Below are 22,962 nucleotides of genomic sequence, written 5' to 3' on the forward strand. Positions count from 1 at the left end.
GCCTCATCGGTCGCTTCCCGTCACGTACTGCCGAATGAGCATTGCCTCGCTTTCTGCGTCAACGCTCCGCATCGAGGCCATTGTCGGGCTGGTCGACAGCCAGTCTTCATCAGCCGGAGCTTTCCCTGCCGGCCAAAGGAGCGGTTCGCTTTCGCTTGAGCCGATAAAATCGCCGTAGTTTTCAGGACGCCAACGATCCCAGAGATCGAGGAAATCTTCGAGCTTCTCCAGCGCGATGTCCTCGTCACCCTCTGAAATGGAACGGACGCGTTTCCTGATAACGTCCGTGATCATTTTACGCGTGCTCGTGGAAATGCCGGCCGCCGGCGAGTCCAGAAGTTCCGGCACTTTGAAGCGTGCCAGAGTAACCGCGATGGCGTGAATGGCTCTTTCTGAAACCGGAACTGCAAATGGAGTGACGCTCGTCGGCTCGACGTGGCGGTAGACGTTCTCGTGATAGGAGCGAAAGCTCTCGAAGTGCGATCGGTCCCGCGGTTTGAATGGATTATAGTTGGTCACGACAAGGCCTGGCTTGTCCCGATCGCGACCAACGCGGCTCGAAGCCTGAATGTATTCGGAAGCCGTCTTGGGCTGTCCCACGATTGTCATCAGGCTGAGGCGCGGCACGTCTAGGCCCACCTGGATCATGTTGGTCGCAAGACAAATGTCGACAGTCTCGGGTGAAGGCAGCCCTGTGAACAGCTTTTGAAGTGTCCCCGGAATCTCCGCACTTCGGAGACGGCTCGTCAGCTCTTCGTCCCGGTTGATGAACCTGCGCAGGCTCTTGCCCTCGGCTCCGAGCAAGTCAGCTCTGAGGCCGATCCTGTCCCAGACCGCATTGAGATACTCGCGAATGTCGGCCTGTATCAGAGTAGCGGCCCGACCCAGTTCCCGAAGCGAATTAAAGTAGCACATGAGGGTCCAGTACGGGTCACGCAGATTGTCTGGAACGGAAGGACAGATTGGCTCTTGAAGGAGGGCGGGCGCCTGCAGAAGCGCTGCGACCGTTCTGATCTGGGCTACCACGTGTGAAGACAGCGCCCCCGCGAGCACACCTACATACAGGCGTCCCGGCACATCAGTGCGCTCTACCGCGAAATACGACTCGCCTGCTCGAAGCCCCTGGGGCGGAAAGAGCAGCGCCTCTCGATCGTAGAGGGCTTTGACCTGCTCGGTTGCCCTTGCAATGGTCGCAGTGGAAGCGACGATTTTAGGGCCGATCCTGCGCCCCTGTGCCGAGCGGGCGCAAAGCTCGTCGATGACAGTTTCATAGTGGCCGACCATCGACCCCAATGGACCGGCGATGAGGTGGAGCTCATCTTGAATCACCAGATCGGGAGGGGAGACAGCGGTTTCCGAGTGGATGCCGAAAAGGTGCCTTGCCTGGGGCTGCCAAGGCATCATTGCGAACTTGTCGACGGTGCCGATGAGCATTGTTGGAGGAGAGGAATAGATCCTCTCGTCAACGACCTCGAGCGGCAGTCCAATCTCCGAACTGAAGGGGCAGTCGTGATCCTCACACCGGAATCTGACGTGAGCAGGACTGCCCGTTTGCTCATATCCGAATACGCGCGTCTTCCGTCCGAGAGGCTGAGGCCCCATGTCGACGCCGCACCACGGACAGGAAAGTACGATGAACCTGTTGTCGCCCTGACCTTGCGCAAGCTTTGCGAGATCGGCCACCGCTTCCTTGTTGCGGTTCGGCGTGACGCCCGAGCCGAGCCATAGGCCGATTGTAATTGGCGTCTCGCCAAAAGTCTGAGGGGAACCCCGGCGCATCAACTCAAGAGCACAGATCAGGGAAGCAGCACGCTGGAACTGCTGTGTCGTCAGCAGGCGTAGCGTGTAGCGCATCAGCACTGTCGTTCCGGTATTGGCCGGGTCAGCAAGACGGCGGTGGAGGATGCAGAATGCTGCCAGACCGAGATAGGCCTCGGTCTTCCCGCCACCCGTCGGAAACCATATGACGTCGACGATGCTGCGCTCACTGCTCTCCGGCTCAAGGAACGGCAGCAGGTTCATCAGCACAAAGGCGAGCTGGAAGGGTCGCCATGCCGTGCTGTAGGGATAATCGGGCTGTGAGTACGGCCGCTCCGGAACGTTGCCACCACGAACCTCGGTCCACTGGCGCCTCAGCTGGGCTTCGGACGAGAGAGCGTAGTGAGCCCTTTGCTCCACCATCGCCCGGTTCATCAGCTGGAATGCCTCGAGGGCGTCGGCATCTCGCTCCAGAAGCTCGATGCCACCGAGCATTCGCTCATGGCATTGATCACAAGCGGCAAGATGTCGCTCGCCTGTTTTTTTAAGCGCTGCCGAAATCGTTGCATCGGCGGCCAGCTCTTCACGACGCTTGGCAATCCACGCCCCGTACGACTGGGCAAGACTCCGGCAGGAGCGAAGAACATCCGCCTTTTCAGCCTCTCCCAGCCGACGCATCGAAAGATCGACGCCTTCGATGTAGTCCCGGGGAGCGATAGGCGCCTGCTCGTACATGGGCAGGGTCTCGGTTCTCACGGAGTGAGCAAAGTGTGCAGAGGGATCTGCATCCCAGTCGGCGGCACAACCGTGCCCCACGGCAAAGACGGGTCGATGGCGATAGAGCAACCGCAGGGACAATTCCTCGTCGTCGGATTGCTCTTCAGGCCGTTCGCTATATGGCAGTATGCGAGCATCACCGACTGCGCGTGCTGTGAAGCCGCACTGGAAGAAACAGGCTTCGTTCCTTGGCTCGGCGTCACTGGTGTTCATAAGCGTGAGAGTGACGAGGCGCCGCGCGGGGGCGCCGGACCAGGGCCGGCTCAGTACATGGAGAACCAGCTGACCCTGACCGGGAGTGTCGACGAGCGTCAGGCGCTGTTGGGCGGTTTCGATAAGTTGCTCAGCTTTGAGCGGAACGATTTGACGCTGCGGGCGACGGAACCAGAGTGTCTGTTCCTCATCGCGTGGTCTGCCGGGCAAGCCATAGCCCCGTAACTTCCGAGGGTCGTAGGTGGCCCATTCCAGTTCCACCTCAAGATCATCAGCTGCCTCGAGGAGGAAGCTGATCCCCATCGTGCTGGGCAGGAACGAGGTTGATACCTCGACTTCCTCGTCCAGTTCGCTCGCATCCTCGTTCGGCTGGGTGGTGTGCTCGCCGCCGACTTCATCCAGACTTGCAGCGTCAGGTTCCTCTGCAGCACTGGCGTCAAGGTCCGAAAGGCTGTCGCCAGGATCCAGACTCCCTGAATAGGTAACACCTCTCGGGAACAGAATGCCTGCCCCGTAGCGGTATCGTGGAGGGTCCTGGGGTCTCAGGATCTCCTCGCCGTTCAGCTCGGGATGTTGAGCGCTCCATTGCAGCATCGGATGCCCCGGCGATGGCCCCACGAGTTCGCGGCGAAGCCAGTCCACAACAAAGGATCTTACATCGCGAGAGTCGGAGATCTGTTCAGGCAGGCCAAATGGATTGGTGTTCATGATCCGACAAGTCCAGTGAGCCCTGTAAGAACCTTGCGGTCGAAGGCGGGTCGACACCGTTCGTCTATCAACATGTAAAGCCGGGCCTTTGCTCGAGACATGCCGACATACAGCAGTGCCTCGCCCTCCCCCTCGTCCAGACAATTTACGTCGACGAGGATTACCACCGCCGATTCCAGACCTTTGAAGGCATAAATTGTAGAATAGACGACTGTGCTCTTCCGCTGTCCATTGGGATCATCAACCAGTCTCCAACAGCTTTCCTGAGATAGAGTAGCCACGCCGGAGTTCTCCAGACGGTACTTTCCCAGCACCACGACATCGTCGGAGCTGATCCCTTCGTCCCTAAGTTTGGCAAATACCTTTGCCAGCCGTTCCGTCTGATCAGTTCTGTCGCGGTAGAAGGTGGTCTCGACCGCCTCCCCCTCGGGCTGGCCGTGGTTGAGCTTGAGATCGCGGAATCCGGAAAGGCTCGAGGTCTGCACGGCGATCCGGCGCGTGTTGCGGCAATTCTTTCGAAGGGGCAGGGCAAAAGCGCCAGTAAGTGCCTCTCTCGCTACCTGCAGGTTCTCGCCCGGCGTGTCGTAGATCGCCTGCTGAACGTAGTCTCCAAAGAAGACGATGCGCGGATTTTCAGAATCTCGCGTCCAGGCTTCGGCAAGAGCGACCAGCGTTGTTGAGCGAAAGTCCTGCGCCTCGTCTATCAGGACTGCATCAAATCGCTCGCCCAGCTCCTCGATAGCGAGGGCGCCGTATAGAGGGTACAGTTCACTGAAAAGTTCAGGGTGCTGCCGGTTCTTCCGGAACTCCGCTGCGAATGAAGTCTTGCCGATCCGCTCGTCGAGCAGCTTGTGCATTGACCCCGCCACAACCCTTCCGGGCCCGAGATCTGTCGCCCTTTCCGCAAGCCAGCGACCCAGTCCGCGGTTGAAGCAGACAAGGAGTACGCTCTGTCCTTCGGCCGAAAGGCGCCGGGCGTACTCCACGGCCAGGGTAGTCTTCCCGCTGCCTGCGGGTCCTACAAGAATGCACCGCGAATTGAGATCGGCGGCATCCAGGAACGCGTACTGCTCTTCGGTGAGTGCCCGAAGACTTTCCTCTACCGGCCGCAGGCTCGCTCCTGCCGTCAGAACACGCTCAAAGTCGGGCCGGAAAAACTTGCGCAGGTTCTGAAAGGCACCACCGCTGAAGGCGGCGCCAGCCTTGGCGGAGGAGACTTCAAGAGTGGGGCACTCACTCAAAAGCTGGGCGATCGGGCGGTCAAGGTCCTGACGATCGATAACATCACGACGCGTGTATTCCGGGCTTGGCGGTGGACAATCGACGCCGGGAAAGATCACCACGTAGCCGGTGGGGACCTGTGCCTCCATCGAGTGCTTGCCGAAGCGGCTCTCAATGGCGCGACGTAGCTTGAACATAGCGCTCTGGACCTGAGAGAAGGGAGAACGCTTGAGCTGGTGTGTTACGCCCTTTTCATCCCGGGAAGACCAGACGCCGCCGTGTTGAGTCACGCCGCCGCCCTTCACCTCCACGCAGACGATTCCGCGTCCGGGGATGAGAACGACAAAATCAATCTCGCCGTAATGACCTGTGTAGCTGCTCGACAGACCAAGTGAGTGAAAGACGATCCAGCCGGATGTTTCCAGCTCGCTTGCCAGTTTCCTGAAGACCCTAAGCTCGGATTGTGGTGTGCCCTGGGACGGCACGTGAGGAATCATCTGGGCCATTCAGGTGCGTTCTCCTGCCAGCAGGCTTCGCATCCGCTGTTCTCTCCAGTCATCGCTGCCCCACACAAGCTGATTAACTTCGCCAGCTGGCCAGTGCTCAGACGGCCGAACCTCAGCAACCCGGACAAGCCAGAGCAGACCAAGCGAAAGATCCAGAGCCTGCTCGTGCTCGAAATCTTGGCAATCCAGGTCGCGGCACTCTGCCTCGAGGATGTCGGTCAGTTTCATCCCGGCCCGCATGTGCAAGCTGCGCAATCGGCAAATGGCGTCCCAGCACTCCGACCATATTCTGTCGTCGGGCTGACCCCCGGCACCTTCGACGATGATGGAAAGGTCATCTTGAGATCGAGGCCCGATCACCCCGTCGTCGAGGAGCCAATAGCGGATCGTGACAGGATCACGATGCAGCCCGAGTCTGCGCAGCTTGCTCCAGAGATCCAGTGGTGAAGACGATATTGCCCGGAGCGCGTCGCGCCAGCGCTGCGCCTGTTCGCAAAGTAGCGCGTACTCAGCTGGCCCCGCGATATCCTCAGCGATGAGCCTGATGACGTCCTTGTCGCCTGATTCGCGCAATAGCACGTGCTCACCCGTAACAAGATCGTCCACGTTCTTCCTGCGAAGCCCGCTGCCATCCAGCCCGATCACTGAGATGGAATGGCCGGGTGTGAAAATCGCCCAGGAGCAGCCAGTGAAACGACAGAGACGCGCCTCACGTGTCTCGTCAGTTTCCTTCTGTTCCCCTTTGGGAAGATCGAGCCGCGGCCTCCGGGACGCCCGCGCAAGGGCCTCGACAGGGTTCTCCCGTGGCTCCGGCCGCGGGTCAGGTCCCCGTGGTGCAACCGGCTCCAGGCCAACGGCTGGAAAGCCGCTCAGCCTTTCCCTCGTTTCCGGGTCAGGCGCCAGCCGCGCCCTTGCTTTCGCCCGCCAGGCAAGGCGGCCATGATAGATCTCCTGTTCAAAATCGTAGCCGACGAGTTCGATACTTGAGGACGGGCAGGGGTCCATCAGCCTCGCGAAGGCTTTCCTGGACATCACAGAACAGCCAACGAGGTGCTCCGTAGTCCCCTGCTCCCGCAACTCGGCGACCGAGACGATCCGGTCGCACGGAAACAAACCCTCCAGATGCAAACGGGCGTGTTCTTTCTCGTGTGCTCCTCCAAGGGCCAGCACCGGAGTCTCTTCGCTGTCCAGCGCCTCAAGCAAAGCCTCTCCTTTGGGAGTCGTGCGCCTGGAACCTTGCTCTTCAGCAAACGCCCTCAAGGCGTCGAGCGCCCGCCTCATTGCGTCCAGCAGCTCACGAGGCACTCCTGACAACAGCATGGCGAGATTCAGGCGCGCCTCGCCTATTCCGGCAAGAAACTCCGATCTTTGCTCCTCGTCCGGCGCACTTATCCAGCTGCTGGCCTGGAGGAACAGGCTCCACAAGATCGAACACTGCTCCTCAACACGTTCGTCGAGTAGCTCTCCATCTTCATCGGACTCAATTTCGCGGACGAGCTCGCCGACCGAGCGCAAGCCCTGGTAGCAGGTGGATAGCCGCTCGTGGACAGCCGTCCTGAATGTAACACGACATTGGCTGTCGTTTCTTGCGGACTGCATATTCCGGTCGACACACCGCACCCCGGTTTCTTGGACGGGGTCGGTTCCAAGCAGTTCCGACGCGGTCGGCTCCCAAATAACCCAGCCATCCCGTCTGAACAGATCCAGTCGATCCCGCTCGCTGGCCTCGACGAGCAATATCACCCTCTGCCGATCGACGATCCGAGAAAGGTTCTGAAAGTTCTGAATGCAGCCTTCCAGCCACCGGCTGACAAAGATCCTCGTCCCCTCCTCAGCGCCATCACTTGCAGCCCGCGCAGCAACGAAGTTGCGAGTGGCCGCGAGAAGCGGCTCACCCGGGGTTGAGCGAGGGTGCTCGATGTAAACTTCTCCGGCTTCGCTGATGCTGCCCCAGGGAAATTCACAGCCGATTGGGCCAACGGACTCGTCCGCTCGCGCGCCGGCGGGAAGAATGACGAGGTCGTCGAGAAAGGATTCGAGTTCTGATCTCGCTCCAAGCAGTATCACCCTGTTCTTCAGGAGTGCGTGATTGCCGAGAGTTTCGGTGCCGCAAATGGAATCGATGAGAGTTGGGGCAGCCGGCGACCACTCGCTGCGATCGGGACCAAGTGGTCGTGAACGCTCGGTGGGTTCAAGTCGTTTGAGATCACCGCCCCAGATTCCGAACCGCCCGTTGCCGCTGCCCTTTTTCGCATCGAGATACTGAAGAAAATACCCCTTCTTGCCATGGATCTCGAGATCACCCGCCACCCTGTATACGAATCCATCTGGCAGAACCCTCACCTTCTGTCCGGGTTTGAAGGTTTTCCGGATTTGAGCGTCGGCAAGGTCTCGACTGTCATCTGGCAGGTAAGCCAATGCACAGAAGATCGCCGTGAGCTGATCGATTCCCGCAGGATGCGGTATTACGAGGCAGACCCCGCCGGTGGTTTCTGCAAGTGCGGCGTGAGTAATAAGATGCATGATACGGGGTAGCTCAACAGGGCCCTCTCCGCATCCGGGAAGAGCAATTTCGGGGACAGCCCGCACTCCGCCGGGCCCCGGTAGTTGAGCAGCGGTAGCCATATCTAACCCCCTCAAGCACCACATGAAACCGGGACCAAGTCCAGTCAAGGATGCAATCGGTTCGCTGGCAGGCCCTCCTTGAGAAATCACCAACTGCTCGAAAAAGATCTCGAGGAGTCAGCGCCGGCCCGCTCAATTAATTCGGCCGACTGCCGACCCCTTTTCCTGCGGAGATCTTTGCTGCTTACGGACCCTGCAGTGGAGTTCTTCCTTCAAGCTCCCGGGATTTTTGTTCGAACGCTGAATCGTCGGATCTCGGGAGATGCGCCACAAGTCGACGCCCGTCCCAGGCGGCCTAGGCCGGCCGAAACTGTCCGTGCGCCACAGTAAGCTCGATGAACTCGAGCAACCGCTCCACCTCCTCGGGCATCTTCTGTCCGGCCTGCGCGAATGAGAGCCGCAGGTTGCCTGCCTCCCGAAGCAGTCCCTTCAGCGTTTCCTCGCGAAAATCGGAGTAGCGCTCGCGCAGCTCGATGCACTTCTTCATCGCTTGCCAGTCGCCGGCGATCGCCTTGTGAATCATCTTGTCATAGATCGCCACTATGGCGGGTACCTGCTTCTTCTTCCCCTTGCCCTTCGTCATCATGACCGGCTGCTCGAGCAGTTCGAGCACATCCTTCGTGGTCTGGGTCATCCCGTACATGCGGCGCTCCTTCGGGCGCGCGCCGTAAGGATTGGGTGAGGGGGTGCCGGGCCTGAACCGCCCCCTCTCGTCCCGCACGATGTAGCTGTCGAGGTTCCGCTTGAACCTTGCCTCGGTCTCGGCAGACTCGCGGAGGGTGCGGGGCTTTCGCGGCGCCGCCTCCTCCAGCTGCGCGTCCGGGCGATCCTGTTCCTCATGGTTGTCGGACATCACGCATTCTCCTCACTGGTTGCGCCGTCCAGCTCGAGGTCGAAAGCGCGGCTCGCCTCGCGGCTGGCGCAGGTCGCGGCAAAGGTGGCGCCGGTGGATTCCAGCACCGCCTCGCTGCCGGTGAGCTTCTCCCAGCGCCGGATGGTCACCTCGCAGTACTTCGGCTCCAGCTCGATCACCCGGGCGCGCCGGCCGGTTTTCTCCGCTGCAATCAGCGTCGAGCCCGACCCACCGAATGCATCGAGCACGATCTCGCCGCGGCGCGACGCGTCCTTGATCGCATCCATGATCATCGGAACCGGCTTGACCGTCGGGTGCATCGCAAGCTCCGAGTTCGCGCCGGTCTTGCTCGCGCCGCGATAGTTCCACACGTTGGTACGGTAGCGGCCGTTCTTCCCCAGCTCGACCGTGTTGAGGTGCGGCTTGGTTCCGACCTTCCATACGAATACGAGTTCGTGCTGGGAGCGGTAGAACGATCCCATGCCGGCGCTGTCCTTGGCCCACACGCACAGGTTCTGCAGCCCTGAGTAGACTGCCTCGCCGGCCTCGAGCATCTCACCCATATGGCGCCAGTCCATGCACTGGAAGTGGATTGCGCCGTTGATGCTGACTTGCGCCTCGTTGACGAATACTTCCTCGAGGAAGCCGGCGAACTCGCGCGGGGACATCTCGCCCGAGGCCATCGCGAACTCGTCGTGCTTCGTCCCGCCGAGGCCGTCAACGTGTCCGTCGATCCTCACGTTGTAGGGCGGATCGGAGAACACCATCCTGGCGAGCTCGCCCGGCATCAGCGCGCGATAGCTCGCCGCCGCCCGCGCATCACCGCACAGCAGGCGGTGCTCGCCCAGGAGCCACAGGTCGCCCGGACGGATCCAGCACTGCCCTGCCGGCAGAAGCTCGTCGAGGTTCTCGTCGTCGGCTGGCTCGTCTTCGCCGTCGCCGATTGCGAGATCGATCTCGGTGGTCGAGAACCCGGTGATCTCGAGATCGAAGTCGAGGTCGAGCGCCGACAGTTCGGCAAGCTCGATCTGCAGGATCTCGGGGTCCCACCCGGCGTTCGCCGCGATTTTGTTGTCGGCGAGCGCGTAGGCGCGCAGCTCCTCGGGGCCGAGATGGGAGAGGCGGATCACCGGCAGTTCGGTCATCCCGAGCTGCCGCGCTGCCTCGACCCGGCCGTGGCCTGCGACGATCTCCCCCTCGTCATTGATTAGGATCGGATGGGTGACCCCGAACTGCTCGAACGACCCCTTGATCTGTGCGATCTGCCGGTCCGAGTGGGTCCTCGCGTTTCGCCGTGCCGGTTTGAGCGCCGTCAGCGGCCACAGCTCCACCTTCGGGTGGCGGCCTTTGCCATCACCTGGAAACCTGTCAGTCATCTCATTCTGCTCCTTCAGCTGGATCCTGTTCGGTCCAGCAGTGCCTCGAGAAGCGCCGCCTCCGCCGGCATGCGCTGTTCAAGGGTCTTGCGCAGCGTCTCTGCCGCAGTGCTCCTGCTCATAATTGTAAGCCCGTCCTTTCCCTCGCGGCAGATCAGCGTGTCCCCTGCATTAATGCCATGCTCCTTCGTGTATTCACGAGGCAATCTGATTGCCCCGCCGGTTGTTACCTTAACCGTGTACACTTTGACGTCTTCCGATTCTTGGTCCCCGCCCGGCTGAGGGCGGTCGAGGAGACCGCTCCGCTTCAGGATGTTCTGGACGTACTGGTACTGAACTCCCATGAATCTCGCGATATCAGCGCGCTGTACACCCGTGCGGAACAGCACACGGATCTTTTCCGATTTGATATCGGTATGGGCGGTGAGCCGCTCCATTTCCTCGTGTGTCATTTAACCTCCCGTCGTCGATGATTCGTCGTCTAGTGTGTCTTGGTATGTCTTGGCAAGTGTCTTGTTGTGTGCACTCAAGGATGATTAGTCAGTGGCTGACCAATGCCTGCCACCGCTCTCCGAGACTGTGGAAACATTTGAAGAACAAACTTGCTACGCGGGACTCGCTGCGCCATTCCGTCCGAAATCGACCCAGAGCTGGTCGGCGATGAAAGGGGTTGCGTAATGCACGAGGTAGCCGGTGAGTTCGCAGCGGAGTTTCACCGGACCGGGCTCTCGATAGAGGAAGCCGTCGGTGAGCTTGGCGTGACCGAGCGCCAGATTCGCCGCTACCTTGCTGCCGAGTGCCGGATCCCCAAGCTGGTGCGCGAGCGGGTCACGGCGATCGCTGCGGCAAGGCTGCCGGAGCGTCAGGATCCGCCGGCCTTTCGCTTCGTCGACCTCTTCGCGGGCATCGGCGGTCTGAGGCTCGGGTTCGAGGCGATCGGCGGGCAGTGCGTCTTCACCAGCGAGTGGGACCGCTGGTCGCAGGAAAGCTATCGCCGCAACTTTCCCGAAGTGCCCGGTCACGTCATGGCCGGTGATATCCGCCCCTACGGCGTCGATCCTTCACTCATTCCGGGCTTCGACGTGCTGCTCGCGGGATTTCCATGTCAGCCGTTCTCACTTGCAGGCGTGTCGAAAAAGAACTCGCTGGGCCGCAAGCACGGTTTCGACGACGAGCATCAGGGCAACCTGTTCTTCGATATCGAGCGGATTATCCGCTACCACCGACCGGCCGCGTTCCTGCTCGAGAACGTCAAGCACCTCGAGCGTCATGACGCCGGCCGCACTTTCCAGGTCATCCGCCGCACTCTCGAGCAGGATCTCGGCTATACGATCGACTGGCGGGTGATCAGCTCGGCACCGTGGGTACCGCAGAAGCGCGAGCGCATCTTTATAGCCGGCTTCCGCGAGGATGTGGGGTTTAGCTTTGACGATTTCGACCGGATGGTCCCGCCGCAGGCGGAATGGCCGACGCTCGGCTCGATCCTCCAGTCGCACAACGAGGTCGATGCGAAGTACACGCTGACCCCGCGGCTCTGGCAGTACCTTCAGGATTACCGGGCCAAGCACGAGAAGGCCGGAAACGGGTTCGGCTACAGCCTGTTCGGTCCCGACGATGTCGCCCGCACGCTCTCGGCCCGCTACCACAAGGACGGATCGGAAATTCTGATCGCACAGAAGGGGACACGGCCGCGCCGGCTGACGCCGACCGAGTGCGCGCGGCTGATGGGGTTCGAACACGGTGACCGCAAATGGTCGATCTCGGTCTCCGACACGCAGGCCTATCGCCAGTTCGGCAATGCGGTTGCGGTCCCGGTGGTCGAGGCGGTGGCGAAGTATCTGGAGCCGCAGCTTACCGAGATGCTCGCCCGTGATCGCAATCCCGGAAGGCACCGCAAGGTTGCCTGACGTCGTTTCGCCCGAGGTCCGAAGCCGGATGATGGCGGGCATCCGGAGCACGAATACTCGTCCAGAAATGCTTCTCCGCAAGGGTCTCCATACGCTCGGCTGGCGCTACCGGCTTCACGGACGCGGCATCCCCGGGAAACCCGACCTCGTATTCCCCCGCAAGCGCGCTCTTATATTTGCGAACGGCTGCTTCTGGCATGGACATGCCTGTCATTTGTTCAAATGGCCGCAGAGCCGGCCCGAGTTCTGGCGGGAGAAGATCGCCAGCAATATCGCGCGTGACGAGCGCATCCGCGAACGCCTGCTCGCCGACGGGTGGCGGGTAGCCGAGGTGTGGGAATGCACACTGAAGGGCCGCGAGCGCCGGCCACTGCCGGGCGTTCTGGCGCAGATTGACGCGTTCCTGCGGAGCGAGGAGAAGTTCTGCAGTATCGGCGGCGGGACCCGGGTCGATGTGCCCCCGGCCGAAGCCGGGAGCCCCCGAGCCGATGCGGAATGTGAAAATTGAAACAAGACGACTGCCGGTTCCATGGAAAGCACCGCTTTCGCCTCCACGTGGTCGAGGAGTGCGCAGGCTGCGGGCACCGTCGGCGCCGCTCGCGCACGTCGCGTATCGCACTCTGGCTGGTGCCTGCTGCACTGTGGACGAACGCGCTCCTGCTGGCGGCGCTCGTCCTCGGCTGACGTTACTTGCGGGATTGCGGGACCGGCCGGCGCTATTCGCCGGCCAGCCCTGGTCCTCAGCTCTTCTTCCGGCGACCGCGCGCCTGTCCCGGCTTGCGGCCGAGACCGATCTTCTTCGCCAGATCGCGCCGTGTCTCGGCGTAGTCGGACGCCACCATCGGATAGTCGCCTGGAAGATTCCAGCGCTCGCGATACTCGTCGGGCGTCATCCCGTGCTCGGTCATCAGGTGACGCTTGAGCATTTTCATCTTCCTGCCGTCCTCGAGACAGACCAGGTGATCCTTCCTGACCGATGAGCGGATCGAGACGGCAGGATCGGGACGCGGCTCTTCTTGCTCAGCCGAACCCGAAAGCCCGGCCAGCGCCTGATATACGCTGCCGATGAGCGCCGACACCTGATCAACACTGACGCTGTTATTGCTGACGTGGGCAGAGACGATATCGGACGTGAGCGTGATAAGCGTCTCTGCGTCCATCTGTTCTGTGCTATCCATATGCCTCTCTTGCGGTCGTTTATTCGTGCTCAAGAGCAGAAGGCGGCTGACCTGTCACCCGCGAATGTATTTCCGTCGATGCATTTAGGGATCTGCGCGTCGGGCGCGCCGGATCTTGGCCGGATGAAACGGTCTCGTTGGCCCATTATCACAAGCTTATCCGGATTTGCGGTATCCTTAATAAAAGAGTGGCATCCAGCGACTATAACTCTTTCTCAGCTGGCCCCATTAATGCTTTGCGGAACCTGGCCTGCCCATCGTCCATGGCTTCTTGCGGAGTCGCTGAAGGCGGAGAGCCATGGATACCGCAGATAATATTTCGCGCGCAAAGGCGCTGGTCGACAGCCTTTCCCACGCCGAGCTTGCCTTCCTGCGCAGGCTCGCTGAAGGCCATTCGCGGAACGCCATCGCTGATTCCCTCGACCTCTCCACAGATGAGGCAACCGGACTGAGAAGCTCGATGATGCGCAAGCTCGGCGCTTCCGTCACAGCCGACGCTGTGCGCATCGCCATCTACGCGCGCCTGTGAGTTTTCATTCCTGCGAGAGTCCGGCAGGGTCGCGCCATGACCCTCACCTTCAACGCCATTCTCGACAGCTACGGCATCGACCCGGCCGACACCCGTCTGCTGAGACACCAGGTGCCGGCATCTCGAAGTAGGACGCTCTACACCCTCTGGCGTGACGACCACGACGCGTTCCTTGCTTACCAGAGCATCCAGACCGAGCGGAACCGCTCCCGCCTTGCCTCGCCGTTCTGGGCAAGCTTCGTGGTGACGCCTGCCGGGTCCTCGATGTTCGCCGGGCTCTACGCGGTTCAGCGGGTCGGCACCTGCCCTGCCGGCGCGACCGATCCGCTCGACGGCCACGACGTCACCGGTCTGGATCTCTACCGACAGGAGCTCGTCGCAGCCTCTGCCGGCGACGTCGGCCGGGTGTTCATCGACTGGGGCAGCGGAATCCGCTCGTGGGCGCAGGTCGCTGCGAGGCAACCGAAGCCGGTCGTCGAGATCGCCCGCAGCTTTCAGGAGGAGGCGTTCCCCGGCTACACCCGCTTCTTCGGCAGGCTGTCGGAGATCGAGGCGCTGCCGGCGGGATGGCTGGCGGCGCTGGGCGCGGCCCGCGGCATCTATCTGCTGACCTGCCCGCGTACCAAAGAGCAGTACGTCGGATCGGCGACCGGTAGCGACGGCTTTCTCGGGCGCTGGCTCGAATACGTGCGCACCGGCCACGGCGGTAACCTCGGCCTGCGCAGCCGCGATCCGTCGGACTATCAGGTCTCGATTCTGGAGGTCAGCGGCAGCTCGGCGACGGTCGAGGACATCATCGCCACCGAGCAGCTGTGGAAGGCGAAACTGCAGAGCCGCGAGATGGGCCTCAACCGCAACTGAGTCAGCCGCGCTGTTCGCGCCGCGGCCACCCCAGCCTCGCCAGCTTCTCCCCGAATGCGATCGCCAGTTCTGCGAGCATCGGCCGTGGCGGGAGGCTCAGGTCGACACCGATCGCGCCCTCGCTCTGCCATTTGCCCCACAGGCGCTCCATGCAGACCGTGATCCACAGTTCGAGCGCGGAGCCCTGCCACTCGCCGGTGCGCTCGGCGCTCGCGCGCATGGCGATCGCCACCTCCCCGGGATCGTCCAGTCCGGCATCCTCGGCCAGCGCATAGGCGTCGACCATCGCGCCCAGTTCGCCGGCTTCCTCCCAGGTGAGGGTTCGGTCCGGAACAAGGCCCGGGTCGAGAGCAACATCCCGGCGGGCCAGATTATCGACCAGGATGCGGTCGTAGGCCGCCTCGCTCTGGCCGAACATCGCGATCGCGAGCTCGCGCATCGTATCGATCCGCCTGAACATGCCCCTCGGGATCCGGCGCAGCCCCGGACGGACCTTCTTTTCGCCGGTCGCATCGGCGCGGCTGTGCCGCACCGAGCGGTCGCCCGTATCCGGCAGCGGCGCGCCGGGGGCGCCGCCGAACCACAGGAAAGAGCCGGGCTCGAGCGTATCGGGTTCGACGACAATCCACACCACGCAGCCGCCGGGCTTGCGCGCCAGCGCGAGCTGGACATCGACGCTCGCACGGGCCCCCGAGGCTCTGGTGGCCTTGAGCTGTACATGCCGCAGCACCCCGTTGGCCTCGATCACGAGATCGTAGCCGAACGCGTCGAACTCGGCCCTCAGGACCTCGAACGGCATTTTCAGATCGAGCAGCAGCGTGCGCGAGAGCTCGGCGAGAAAGACGTGCTCCACCACCTTCTCGCGCAGCACCGAATGCTCGGGGGACCAGACGTCGAACACGGACAGGACCCATGCTTGCAGGGGCAGCCAAGTCAACGGGAATAGTGACTATAATCCCTAGAGGTTCGTCGCCGGCCGGTCTCCATGCTGGCCGATGGACTGGAACCGGATCGTCGGCATCAACGTGCGCCGCCTGCGGAAAGAGCGCGAGCTCACCCAGGAGCAGCTCGCGCACGAGGCCAGATCGATCTGACCTATGTCGGCGGGATCGAGCGCTGCCGCCGAAATCCCTCTGTGGCCGTGCTCGGGCGCATTGCTGCAGCTCTCGGCGTGCACCCGCGCGAGCTGTTCGAGGAGCAGGACTAGCCAAGCTTCGCCCGTAACGGTGACCGCTCGCATGGGAATGCGGGGCGGCGGAGCGATACTAGAGCAGGTTCTGCTGTCGCAGCCCGATTCCTGTCGCGCCCGCAGGCAGCCGGGAGGCCAGCTCGAGGAATCCGCCGATGTCGAGCAGAGCCCTCTGCTGGGCAGGGCGGTAGGACTCGTGGATGCCACGCGGCACCACCAGTTGCAGCTGCTCCTTCGCCATTTCGTCGGTCTGGGCCGTCGAGATTCCGGGCTCCAGTGTCAGCAGGTGTTTCGTTCGAATCTTGTCAGCCTCGGCGAGCACCTGGCGCCAGCGATCCTTGCAGCTGGTCTTGACCCCCAGCATCAGCATATCGGCATCGGGAAACGCAGGGTCGTGGTACTCGGCCTCGCCCGGGAACAGGAAATCCGGCCCGTTGCGCTTCTCGGTCGTCGCCTCGCGAGTGTGGCGGATGCTATGGACCTCGAGCAGCGCCTCGACGTGGTGTCCGAGGGCATAACCGGCCCGCGACTTGCGCCGGTTCTGCACCCCCAGCGAGTAGGAGATGAACGCGTCGACGTCCGCGACCCCGTCGGCCACGAATCCCTCGCGCAGGCGCTCGCCCACGATGTGGCGCTCGTAGGTGAGGAATAGCCGTTCCTCCAGGTCCATCCACGCCAGCAGCGCCTGATCGGGATCTCCTAAAGGATCGAGATCCTCGCAGGCCCGCCGCGCGAACTCCGAGAACCGGCGGGTCGAGGGCAGGCCCTTCGGAAACGCCTTCAACAGCCGCTCGAGCCAGTCGTCGTCGGCTGCCTCGACCTCGATCCCAATGAGCTCGAGAACCATGCGCGCGGCGATGTCGAGCGCGCGCCCGCTCTCCTCGCGCAGGTCACGCTGGAACAGGTCCTGTCCGCCGACATCGAGTCCGAAGAGCCACAGCAGCTGCTGCTCGATCGAGCTCCCGGCACGGCACAGCAGCGCAAGCAGCATGCCCTCGCGGTCCATGCACATGAACAGGGTGTCGCCGTCGCTCGCGCGATAGACGACGTCCTCGACTGCCACCGGGTAATAAAGCCGGTATTCGGGACCGCGATGCGATTTGCCGCGGCGGCTGTCGTACCAGGTGCCCTCGCTCGCGATGACCAGCGGTGGCTCCTCGTCAGTGAGCCAGACGTATTTCACGGGGACGTGAATGGTCTCAGCCGGTGTGCCGAGGAACGCACGGAAACTATCGACGCCCTGGAACTCGTGGCTGCGGGAGACGGCAGGATCGATCTCGGTGCCGGTCACGGTCTTCACGCCCGCGCCGGTGAAGTACTGCGATAGCGAACCTGCGTGCATCCCTCCTCCTGGCTGGTCAGGTAGCAGATCGTGTCGGGATTCACAGTAGCGGGAAGCGGGATTTGGGCCGAAAGGGGAACTTCCGCTCACTGCGGGCCAAGCGCTAAAGTTGGACATCTATCGAGCTCAGTTGTCGGCAGGGAACGGGGCGCTCAAAGAGCCATTGAGGCTCTAGTGCCCAGCTCATTCTTGTCCACGCGCAGCATGCTTCTCGCCATCTTCATGCTGATGGCGGGTAACGGCGTGATGTCGACCCTCGTCAGCTTGCGGCTCGAGAGCACAGGATCTCGAGCCGGCCTGATCGGCTTGGTGGCGACATCCTGTTTTGTCGGGCTGACGATTGGGTCTTTACGAGTTTCACCAGTCATTCGCCGGGTCGGTCAAATCCGCACCTTCGCCGCGGCGGTGTCGCTACTTTCCGCCAGCACTCTTGCATACGCAGTTTTCGAGAACGTCGGCCTTTGGGCGCTGCTGCGCTTTGTCGACGGACTGTGCGTAGCAGCCGTCTTCGTTTGTTTGGAGAGCTGGCTGAATGACCGAGCTGAGCCCAAGACACGCGGCTTGATTCTGGCCGCCTACATGATCGCTTTGTATGCCGGGCAATCGATTGCGCAGTTTCTGCTCAACCTGGACGGATTCACCGCAGCACCATTTCTCGCGTCCTCGCTCTTGGTGTCCCTGTCTGTCCTGCCCATTGCGCTGACTCGCATGGAAGAGCCTGCTGTCACCCGGAAGACCCCGCTCTCCGCCCGGGGACTCTATGCTGCCTCACCGCTAGGAGTGGTCGGGTGTGGCATGACGGGCCTCATGCTCGGCGCGTTCTACGGGTTGGGAGCCGTCTACGCCCGTCGCCTAGGATTGGAGCTGTCCGGAACGGCGCTTTTTATGAGCGTAGTGATCGCTGGCGGTGTGGCTCTGCAATGGCCGCTCGGTTGGCTGTCGGACCGATTCGATCGGCGAACTGTCATCGTTGGTACTCTGGCAGGCGCGGCGGTCGTCTGCGGCGGCCTTGCTTCAACCACGAATGCCGGAGCCATACTGTTGATCTTCGGATCTTTGTTCGGAGGCCTGAGCTTTGCCCTCTATCCGCTGTGCGTGGCGCACACCAACGACCACCTGAATGCGGAGCAGCGAGTCAGCGCAAGCGGCGGACTGGTGCTCACATACTCGATCGGCGCTGCGGCGGGCCCCACTGCCGGCGCTGGACTGATGATGGCCGCGGGGCCCGGAGGCTTGTTTATGTTTATTGGCGCTTGCGCCGCGCTTACTTTCATCTTCGCGCTATGGCGGCAATTCCGCCGCGAAGCTGTCCCCAGCGAACTCCAGCAGCCGTACCAGATTCTTCCGCGCACCACGCCCGCGGCTGCCGAGCTAGACCCGCTGCCCCGACCGCGCGAATAGCATCTGCGCTAGCAAGGCTGACGCATCCTGAATGTATGAAAGTACCGCTTCGGTTGCTGCGGCCGGCGGGGCGCGCTTCTGCTTCTTGCAACCGACCGGGCCGCACCGCGTTCGACTAACGTAACCGCGCACCTACAGGGAGGCATCTTGTCCGACCCCGTTCTGAAGGAAGCCGCTCCGCTGGAGGACAGCGCACGCATCCAGGTCAATCCGCCGGTCTTCTACATATCGGCAGCGCTCATTCTCGCATTCGCGGCCTTTGGCGCCATCTTCGCTGAGCCAGCGGCAGTGCTGTTCGCGCGCGTGCAGGCCCTCATCATCGCGGACTTCGGCTGGTTCTATGTCGCCGCCGTCGCCGGATTTCTGGTGTTCGTCATCTATCTGATGATCAGCCGGCACGGCGACGTAAAGCTCGGCCCCGACGAGAGCGAACCCGATTACAGCTATCTGTCATGGTTTGCGATGCTTTTCAGTGCCGGGATGGGCATCGGCCTGGTCTTCTTCGGGGTGGCGGAGCCGATCCAGCACTATGCGGCTCCTCCGGTCGGCGAGGCAAGAACGATAGAGTCGGCGCGGCAGGCGATGGTGCTGACGTTCCTTCACTGGGGGCTTCACGCCTGGGCCATCTACATCGTCGTGGGCCTGGCGCTGGCCTATTTCTCCTTTCGCCGCGGCCTTCCACTCGCGCTGCGTTCGCCGCTTTATCCGCTCATCGGGCGGCGAATCTATGGGCCCATTGGCCACTCGGTCGACATCTTCGCGGTCATCGGGACGATGTTCGGGGTCGCGACCTCGCTCGGTCTCGGCGTTCTCCAGGTGAACGCGGGCTTCGACTATCTTTTCGGAATTCCCGTGTCGGTCTCGACGCAGCTGCTGCTCATTGCCGGGATTACCGCCATCGCCACCGTGTCGGTCTTCCTGGGTCTCGAAAGGGGCATAAAGCGCCTGTCGGAGCTCAACATCATCCTCGCGGTCCTGCTGCTCGCGTTTGTGCTGTTCGCGGGTCCGACGATTTTCTTGCTCGATGCATACCTGCAGAACATTGGCGCCTATCTCGACAGTCTCGTCCAGCGAACCTTTCGCCTCTACGCCTACGAGCCAAACCCGTGGCTGGGTAGCTGGACGTTGTTCTACTGGGGTTGGTGGATCGCCTGGTCTCCCTTCGTCGGCATGTTTATCGCTCGCATTTCACGGGGCCGAACCATCCGCGAGTTCATCAGCGGCGTATTGCTCGTGCCGGTACTCTTCAGCTTCCTCTGGATGACGGTCTTCGGCAACACGGCGATCTCGCTCGATATGAGCGGCGTCGCGCCGATCTCGGAGACCGCGCTGACCAATCTGCCGGTGGCCCTTTTCGAAACGCTGGCGGCGCTTCCTTTCGGCACGATCACCTCGTTCATCGCCACGCTTCTGGTAATTACCTTCTTCGTAACCTCGGCGGATTCGGGCGCGCTGGTCATGGATACGATCACCTCCGGCGCTGCCGAGAATCCGCCCGTGTGGCAGCGCATCTTCTGGGCGGTCTGCGCTGGAGGCATCGCGGGCGTGCTTCTTCTGGCCGGTGGGCTGGAAGCGCTGCAGACCGCCGCAATCGCCAGCGCTCTACCGTTCGCGGTTGTCATGATCTTCATCTGCTTTGGTCTTTTGCGGGCGTTGCAGCTCGAGAAGGCCGGCTCAACGATCGATCTTTCAAGCGCAGAGATCACTGCCGCCGATCCCGAACTTAGCTGGCAGCAACGGCTGACGTCGCTCATGCAGCATATGGATGCCGAGCAGATCGCCAGCTTCATTCGCTCGACCGCCAAGCCAGCGCTCGAAGCGGTGGACGCCCGGATGCGCGAAAGTGGTTTCTCCCCTGAACTGACTGAACAGCCCGACCGGTTGGATCTGAAGATTCCACACGGGGAAAGGGGCGTATTCTGCTACACGATCCGCTCCAGAAGCTTCCTCTCGCCGAGCTTCGTATGGGTGGAATCGCGTACAATCCACGAGGGAGAACAGCGGCATTATCGGGCGATGGCGCACAGCTCGGAAGGCGATCAGCCCCACGATGTCACCGGCTTTACGGAAGATCAGCTCATCAATGACCTGCTCAATCGTTATGCCCGCTTTCGCCAAACCCGACGCATGACATGATGATGGCAAAGATAATCAACGTCGATTTCGGACACGCATCGCGGTGTCGCAGTTCAACGGCACCACGGCGAAGCGATGACAGTTTCGTCGGGCGCCTTGGCGGTATCACCATCGCGGATTTTGCCGATCGCCCCGGCCTGGAACTTGGCCCACAACGAGAGTGTGAGTGCCAGCGCTGCGTCTCTGACTTCGAAAAGATGAGACACAGTTTCTCTGATGGGACCGAGCGACTGCCTTTGCTCAGCTCCCTGACAGCTTCTGGGCCGATTGCTGATATTCCGCTTCTGGGCAACCGGATGTGCGAAGCAGACTTTCAGCAAGCGGCTTCACCCCAACGCCTTCCTCGCTGAGCAAGTGCATTTGGAGCTGCAGTCGATGGCAATCCCTAGAACGACGGGGTAGTGATGCATCGACATGACAGCGGACATAAAAATCGAAGCGAGTACCGAAGGAAGCGGATCAAAGCTCTTGCTGGTTCATGGGCTGGGGGGCAGTCGCGAGTCTTGGTCGCCGATCATTCCCTTTCTGGCCAGACAAAGAGAAGTACTCACGATCGACTTGCCCGGGCACGGCGACACAGCCGTGCGCGCCGATAGCGGAACCTTCGCTGGCTTAGCCGACGATTTGCAAGAATATGTTGAGCAAAACGGGCTCACTTCCATTGATGTTGCGGGCTTCTCGCTCGGCGGGAGGCTGGTGCTCGAGATGGCGCGCCGCGGCTGTGTAGGAAATGTCTTCGCTCTCAATCCGGGCGGTTTCTGGCGGGGCTGGGAGCGGACGTATTTCAAGTGGACCCTTACTGCTTCGCAAAAGCTGTTGCACGCACTGAAGGACCAACTGGGAACGCTAAGCAGGTCGTCGGTTTCGCGGACTGCGCTGCTTGCTCAACTTTCGGCGCGGCCTTGGGCGCTCGAAGAAACTATGGTCAAAAAGGAACTCGTCTTGTTTGCCGAAACACCAACGGTCGTTCCGTTGATCAAAGATTTGGCGAGCGGCCCGGCACAGTCAGGGCCCGCATCACCGCAAGCTGGGCGCATCACCATCGCCTGGGGCGAAAAAGATCGCTTGTGTCCACCCCGTCAGGCCTCCCGTGCCCGTGCGGCGTTTCCCCAGGCCGCGTTCCACTGGATCAAAGGCAGCGGCCACTATTCGATCTGGGACAAGCCAAGAGATGTCGCAGACATGATCCTCGAAGGCACTGGACCCAACTAAATCCGCTTTTGGGCCGCCACCCGACTGCCCGCTTTTAGCTAAGTGGGCGAGTAAGCGGACATACGTGCGCAGATCGGCGATGTCGGCAATCGCCATCATAACCGATATTCGCAGCACCCGAAGCTCGTCCTGAAATCCGACCTGCATTCATCCGCGGCGCGCGGCTTAATGACGCCCCCAAGCCGCTATGTCTTCTTGCCGAAGAACACCTGACGCGCCTCGTCCTCGTGAAGGTCAAATTGTGCGGTGTGATACTGTGACGGCCGCACAGCGTCCGAGGTCATCTTAAATGGCAGTTCGTCGATGCAAATCTCTGAGATCAAGGCGGAGAAATCCTTGTCGTAGCAGTCCGCCAACACCTTCAGGTTAGTAGACGGGAAGCTCTCCTTAAACTCCTTGTTGAACGGTGGCTGGAAGTACCGGATTAGGGACGCTTCGTAGAGAGTTACGCGCTCGGCATCGGATGTCCCGAACAACTTGTCCAGGCCCGCTGAAATGCGGGCACTTCCGTCCTCCTTATTCTCGGCCCACGGGTTCATGAAGGTGATCATGCGATTGCCCGGTTCGATCTCGAGCATGAGCAGCGTGAGCCGGCGATCAGACGGCACGCCTTTGACCGAGATCCTCTGCAGGGTCTCATGCTTAAGCAGCCGGTCGAGGGCGTTGCGCGACCCATCCTTTCCGTAAGCCTGCCCAATGTAAAGGACATCGAAGCGGATCGCATCTTGTTCGTCGTTGAGCCGTCGCGCTATCTCTTCTTCGGTGGGCGCCCAGTAGTCATCACCGTTCTTGATGAACGACCCTCGCTCGGTCTCGACGATCTCAACGCCGTCGGGCATCGGCCAGGCGAGTTCATGGCGTTTGCCAGCAACGAGTATACTGATGACAAGCCGTCCATCCTCAAGGCGATGATCAACGATCTCCATCGCTGGCATAGTGCCGATGACGTAGATATGGCAATTTGCGAGCCGCGGCTTGAACGCGGCCACAATCTCCTCCTCGTAGATCCCGAAGGCAGGCATGAGCACGAAGCTCGTCGCATACATGTTGAGGGCATGTTCGATGTCGAACTGCTTGCCCCTGAACAGCCCCGCGGGATCGCCCTTCGGTTCTTTGTCAGGTTTACCTTCCGCCATTTACTGATCCTACCTTTGCTTGGCTGCCTGCCCG

The 22,962-nt window shown here is 61.6% G+C and carries 19 protein-coding genes; 9 read left to right on the forward strand and 10 right to left on the reverse strand.

What is annotated here, in order from left to right; all coding sequences use genetic code 11:
* Positions 1-3 precede the first annotated feature (3 nt).
* The 6 genes from ACPV3N_RS03510 to ACPV3N_RS03535 form a co-directional block, all read right to left on the reverse strand.
* Positions 4-3,456, reverse strand: a complete 3,453-nt coding sequence (locus ACPV3N_RS03510) for a helicase-related protein (protein WP_440114721.1) — start codon at positions 3,454-3,456, stop codon at positions 4-6.
* Positions 3,453-5,183: a nuclease-related domain-containing DEAD/DEAH box helicase gene (locus ACPV3N_RS03515; protein WP_440114724.1), complete on the reverse strand. Its 1,731-nt coding sequence runs from the start codon at positions 5,181-5,183 to the stop codon at positions 3,453-3,455. Before ACPV3N_RS03515 ends, ACPV3N_RS03510 begins: the two co-directional genes overlap by 4 nt.
* Positions 5,184-7,706: a DISARM anti-phage system protein DrmE domain-containing protein gene (locus ACPV3N_RS03520; RefSeq protein WP_440114726.1), complete on the reverse strand. Its 2,523-nt coding sequence runs from the start codon at positions 7,704-7,706 to the stop codon at positions 5,184-5,186. It abuts the gene before it with no gap.
* Positions 7,707-8,103: 397 nt separating this feature from the next.
* Positions 8,104-8,661: a DUF5681 domain-containing protein gene (locus ACPV3N_RS03525; RefSeq protein WP_440114729.1), complete on the reverse strand. Its 558-nt coding sequence runs from the start codon at positions 8,659-8,661 to the stop codon at positions 8,104-8,106.
* Positions 8,661-10,037 carry a site-specific DNA-methyltransferase gene (locus ACPV3N_RS03530; protein ID WP_440114732.1) on the reverse strand — a complete coding sequence of 459 codons (1,377 nt, stop codon included), beginning with the start codon at positions 10,035-10,037 and terminating at the stop codon, positions 8,661-8,663. Before ACPV3N_RS03530 ends, ACPV3N_RS03525 begins: the two co-directional genes overlap by 1 nt.
* A gap of 14 nt (positions 10,038-10,051) precedes the next feature.
* Positions 10,052-10,489 (reverse strand): AbrB/MazE/SpoVT family DNA-binding domain-containing protein, encoded by a 438-nt coding sequence (locus tag ACPV3N_RS03535; protein WP_440114735.1) that lies wholly within the window; start codon positions 10,487-10,489, stop codon positions 10,052-10,054.
* A 225-nt stretch (positions 10,490-10,714) separates the two neighbouring features.
* Here ACPV3N_RS03535 and dcm point away from each other — a divergent pair, with 225 nt between their 5' ends.
* Genes dcm through ACPV3N_RS03550 form a run of 3 tightly spaced genes read left to right on the forward strand, consistent with a single transcriptional unit; the run spans position 10,715 to position 12,628 of the window.
* Positions 10,715-11,944, forward strand: a complete 1,230-nt coding sequence (gene dcm / locus ACPV3N_RS03540) for a DNA (cytosine-5-)-methyltransferase (protein ID WP_440114738.1) — start codon at positions 10,715-10,717, stop codon at positions 11,942-11,944.
* Positions 11,907-12,452: a very short patch repair endonuclease gene (locus tag ACPV3N_RS03545; RefSeq protein WP_440114741.1), complete on the forward strand. Its 546-nt coding sequence runs from the start codon at positions 11,907-11,909 to the stop codon at positions 12,450-12,452. The genes dcm and ACPV3N_RS03545 overlap by 38 nt, the downstream gene beginning before the upstream one ends.
* Positions 12,449-12,628 (forward strand): hypothetical protein, encoded by a 180-nt coding sequence (locus tag ACPV3N_RS03550; protein WP_440114744.1) that lies wholly within the window; start codon positions 12,449-12,451, stop codon positions 12,626-12,628. Before ACPV3N_RS03545 ends, ACPV3N_RS03550 begins: the two co-directional genes overlap by 4 nt.
* Before the next feature lie 56 nt (positions 12,629-12,684).
* Here ACPV3N_RS03550 and ACPV3N_RS03555 read toward each other — a convergent pair whose 3' ends face one another.
* A complete protein-coding gene (locus ACPV3N_RS03555; protein ID WP_440114747.1) occupies positions 12,685-13,122 on the reverse strand; it encodes a Ros/MucR family transcriptional regulator in 438 nt (145 codons plus the stop codon).
* A 298-nt stretch (positions 13,123-13,420) separates the two neighbouring features.
* Between ACPV3N_RS03555 and ACPV3N_RS03560 the strand changes: the two genes are divergently transcribed.
* Both ACPV3N_RS03560 and ACPV3N_RS03565 read left to right on the forward strand, forming a co-directional pair.
* Positions 13,421-13,651: a LuxR C-terminal-related transcriptional regulator gene (locus ACPV3N_RS03560; protein ID WP_440114750.1), complete on the forward strand. Its 231-nt coding sequence runs from the start codon at positions 13,421-13,423 to the stop codon at positions 13,649-13,651.
* Between the two features lie 36 nt (positions 13,652-13,687).
* Positions 13,688-14,512 (forward strand): GIY-YIG nuclease family protein, encoded by an 825-nt coding sequence (locus tag ACPV3N_RS03565; RefSeq protein WP_440114753.1) that lies wholly within the window; start codon positions 13,688-13,690, stop codon positions 14,510-14,512.
* Between the two features lies 1 nt (position 14,513).
* Here the strand turns inward: ACPV3N_RS03565 and ACPV3N_RS03570 are convergent, their stop codons facing one another.
* Positions 14,514-15,413 (reverse strand): hypothetical protein, encoded by a 900-nt coding sequence (locus tag ACPV3N_RS03570; protein WP_440114756.1) that lies wholly within the window; start codon positions 15,411-15,413, stop codon positions 14,514-14,516.
* Positions 15,414-15,620: 207 nt separating this feature from the next.
* On the opposite strand from ACPV3N_RS03570, the gene ACPV3N_RS03575 reads away from it, so the two are divergent.
* Positions 15,621-15,719 carry a helix-turn-helix domain-containing protein gene (locus tag ACPV3N_RS03575; RefSeq protein WP_440117423.1) on the forward strand — a complete coding sequence of 33 codons (99 nt, stop codon included), beginning with the start codon at positions 15,621-15,623 and terminating at the stop codon, positions 15,717-15,719.
* 58 nt (positions 15,720-15,777) lie between these two features.
* Here ACPV3N_RS03575 and ACPV3N_RS03580 read toward each other — a convergent pair whose 3' ends face one another.
* Entirely contained in the window at positions 15,778-17,043 is a 1,266-nt protein-coding gene (locus ACPV3N_RS03580; protein ID WP_440114758.1) for a type II restriction endonuclease, read from the reverse strand.
* Positions 17,044-17,247: 204 nt separating this feature from the next.
* Between ACPV3N_RS03580 and ACPV3N_RS03585 the strand changes: the two genes are divergently transcribed.
* The 3 genes from ACPV3N_RS03585 to ACPV3N_RS03595 all read left to right on the forward strand — a co-directional run bounded on the left by ACPV3N_RS03585 (position 17,248) and on the right by ACPV3N_RS03595 (position 21,792).
* Complete coding sequence (locus ACPV3N_RS03585) at positions 17,248-18,444, forward strand: MFS transporter (protein WP_440114761.1); 1,197 nt, start codon at positions 17,248-17,250, stop codon at positions 18,442-18,444.
* Between the two features lie 147 nt (positions 18,445-18,591).
* Positions 18,592-20,580, forward strand: a complete 1,989-nt coding sequence (locus ACPV3N_RS03590) for a BCCT family transporter (RefSeq protein ID WP_440114764.1) — start codon at positions 18,592-18,594, stop codon at positions 20,578-20,580.
* Between the two features lie 414 nt (positions 20,581-20,994).
* Positions 20,995-21,792 (forward strand): alpha/beta fold hydrolase, encoded by a 798-nt coding sequence (locus ACPV3N_RS03595; RefSeq protein ID WP_440114767.1) that lies wholly within the window; start codon positions 20,995-20,997, stop codon positions 21,790-21,792.
* A gap of 185 nt (positions 21,793-21,977) precedes the next feature.
* Here ACPV3N_RS03595 and ACPV3N_RS03600 read toward each other — a convergent pair whose 3' ends face one another.
* Positions 21,978-22,928: a hypothetical protein gene (locus ACPV3N_RS03600; protein WP_440114769.1), complete on the reverse strand. Its 951-nt coding sequence runs from the start codon at positions 22,926-22,928 to the stop codon at positions 21,978-21,980.
* Positions 22,929-22,962 lie beyond the last annotated feature (34 nt).

The organism is Tsuneonella sediminis, from assembly GCF_051912845.1.
Taxonomy (GTDB): domain Bacteria; phylum Pseudomonadota; class Alphaproteobacteria; order Sphingomonadales; family Sphingomonadaceae; genus Tsuneonella; species Tsuneonella sediminis.

What these genes read in the sequence shown, in the direction of transcription:
- ACPV3N_RS03600 (WP_440114769.1), bottom strand. Translation starts at nt 22,928, where the DNA reads ATGGCGGAAGGTAAACCTGACAAAGAACCGAAGGGCGATCCCGCGGGG.
- dcm (WP_440114738.1), top strand. Translation starts at nt 10,715, where the DNA reads ATGCACGAGGTAGCCGGTGAGTTCGCAGCGGAGTTTCACCGGACCGGG.
- ACPV3N_RS03585 (WP_440114761.1), top strand. Translation starts at nt 17,248, where the DNA reads ATGCTTCTCGCCATCTTCATGCTGATGGCGGGTAACGGCGTGATGTCG.
- ACPV3N_RS03525 (WP_440114729.1), bottom strand. Translation starts at nt 8,661, where the DNA reads ATGTCCGACAACCATGAGGAACAGGATCGCCCGGACGCGCAGCTGGAG.
- ACPV3N_RS03560 (WP_440114750.1), top strand. Translation starts at nt 13,421, where the DNA reads ATGGATACCGCAGATAATATTTCGCGCGCAAAGGCGCTGGTCGACAGC.
- ACPV3N_RS03510 (WP_440114721.1), bottom strand. Translation starts at nt 3,456, where the DNA reads ATGAACACCAATCCATTTGGCCTGCCTGAACAGATCTCCGACTCTCGC.
- ACPV3N_RS03595 (WP_440114767.1), top strand. Translation starts at nt 20,995, where the DNA reads ATGACAGCGGACATAAAAATCGAAGCGAGTACCGAAGGAAGCGGATCA.
- ACPV3N_RS03555 (WP_440114747.1), bottom strand. Translation starts at nt 13,122, where the DNA reads ATGGATAGCACAGAACAGATGGACGCAGAGACGCTTATCACGCTCACG.
- ACPV3N_RS03535 (WP_440114735.1), bottom strand. Translation starts at nt 10,489, where the DNA reads ATGACACACGAGGAAATGGAGCGGCTCACCGCCCATACCGATATCAAA.
- ACPV3N_RS03580 (WP_440114758.1), bottom strand. Translation starts at nt 17,043, where the DNA reads ATGCACGCAGGTTCGCTATCGCAGTACTTCACCGGCGCGGGCGTGAAG.
- ACPV3N_RS03565 (WP_440114753.1), top strand. Translation starts at nt 13,688, where the DNA reads ATGACCCTCACCTTCAACGCCATTCTCGACAGCTACGGCATCGACCCG.
- ACPV3N_RS03515 (WP_440114724.1), bottom strand. Translation starts at nt 5,183, where the DNA reads ATGGCCCAGATGATTCCTCACGTGCCGTCCCAGGGCACACCACAATCC.
- ACPV3N_RS03520 (WP_440114726.1), bottom strand. Translation starts at nt 7,706, where the DNA reads ATGCATCTTATTACTCACGCCGCACTTGCAGAAACCACCGGCGGGGTC.
- ACPV3N_RS03530 (WP_440114732.1), bottom strand. Translation starts at nt 10,037, where the DNA reads ATGACTGACAGGTTTCCAGGTGATGGCAAAGGCCGCCACCCGAAGGTG.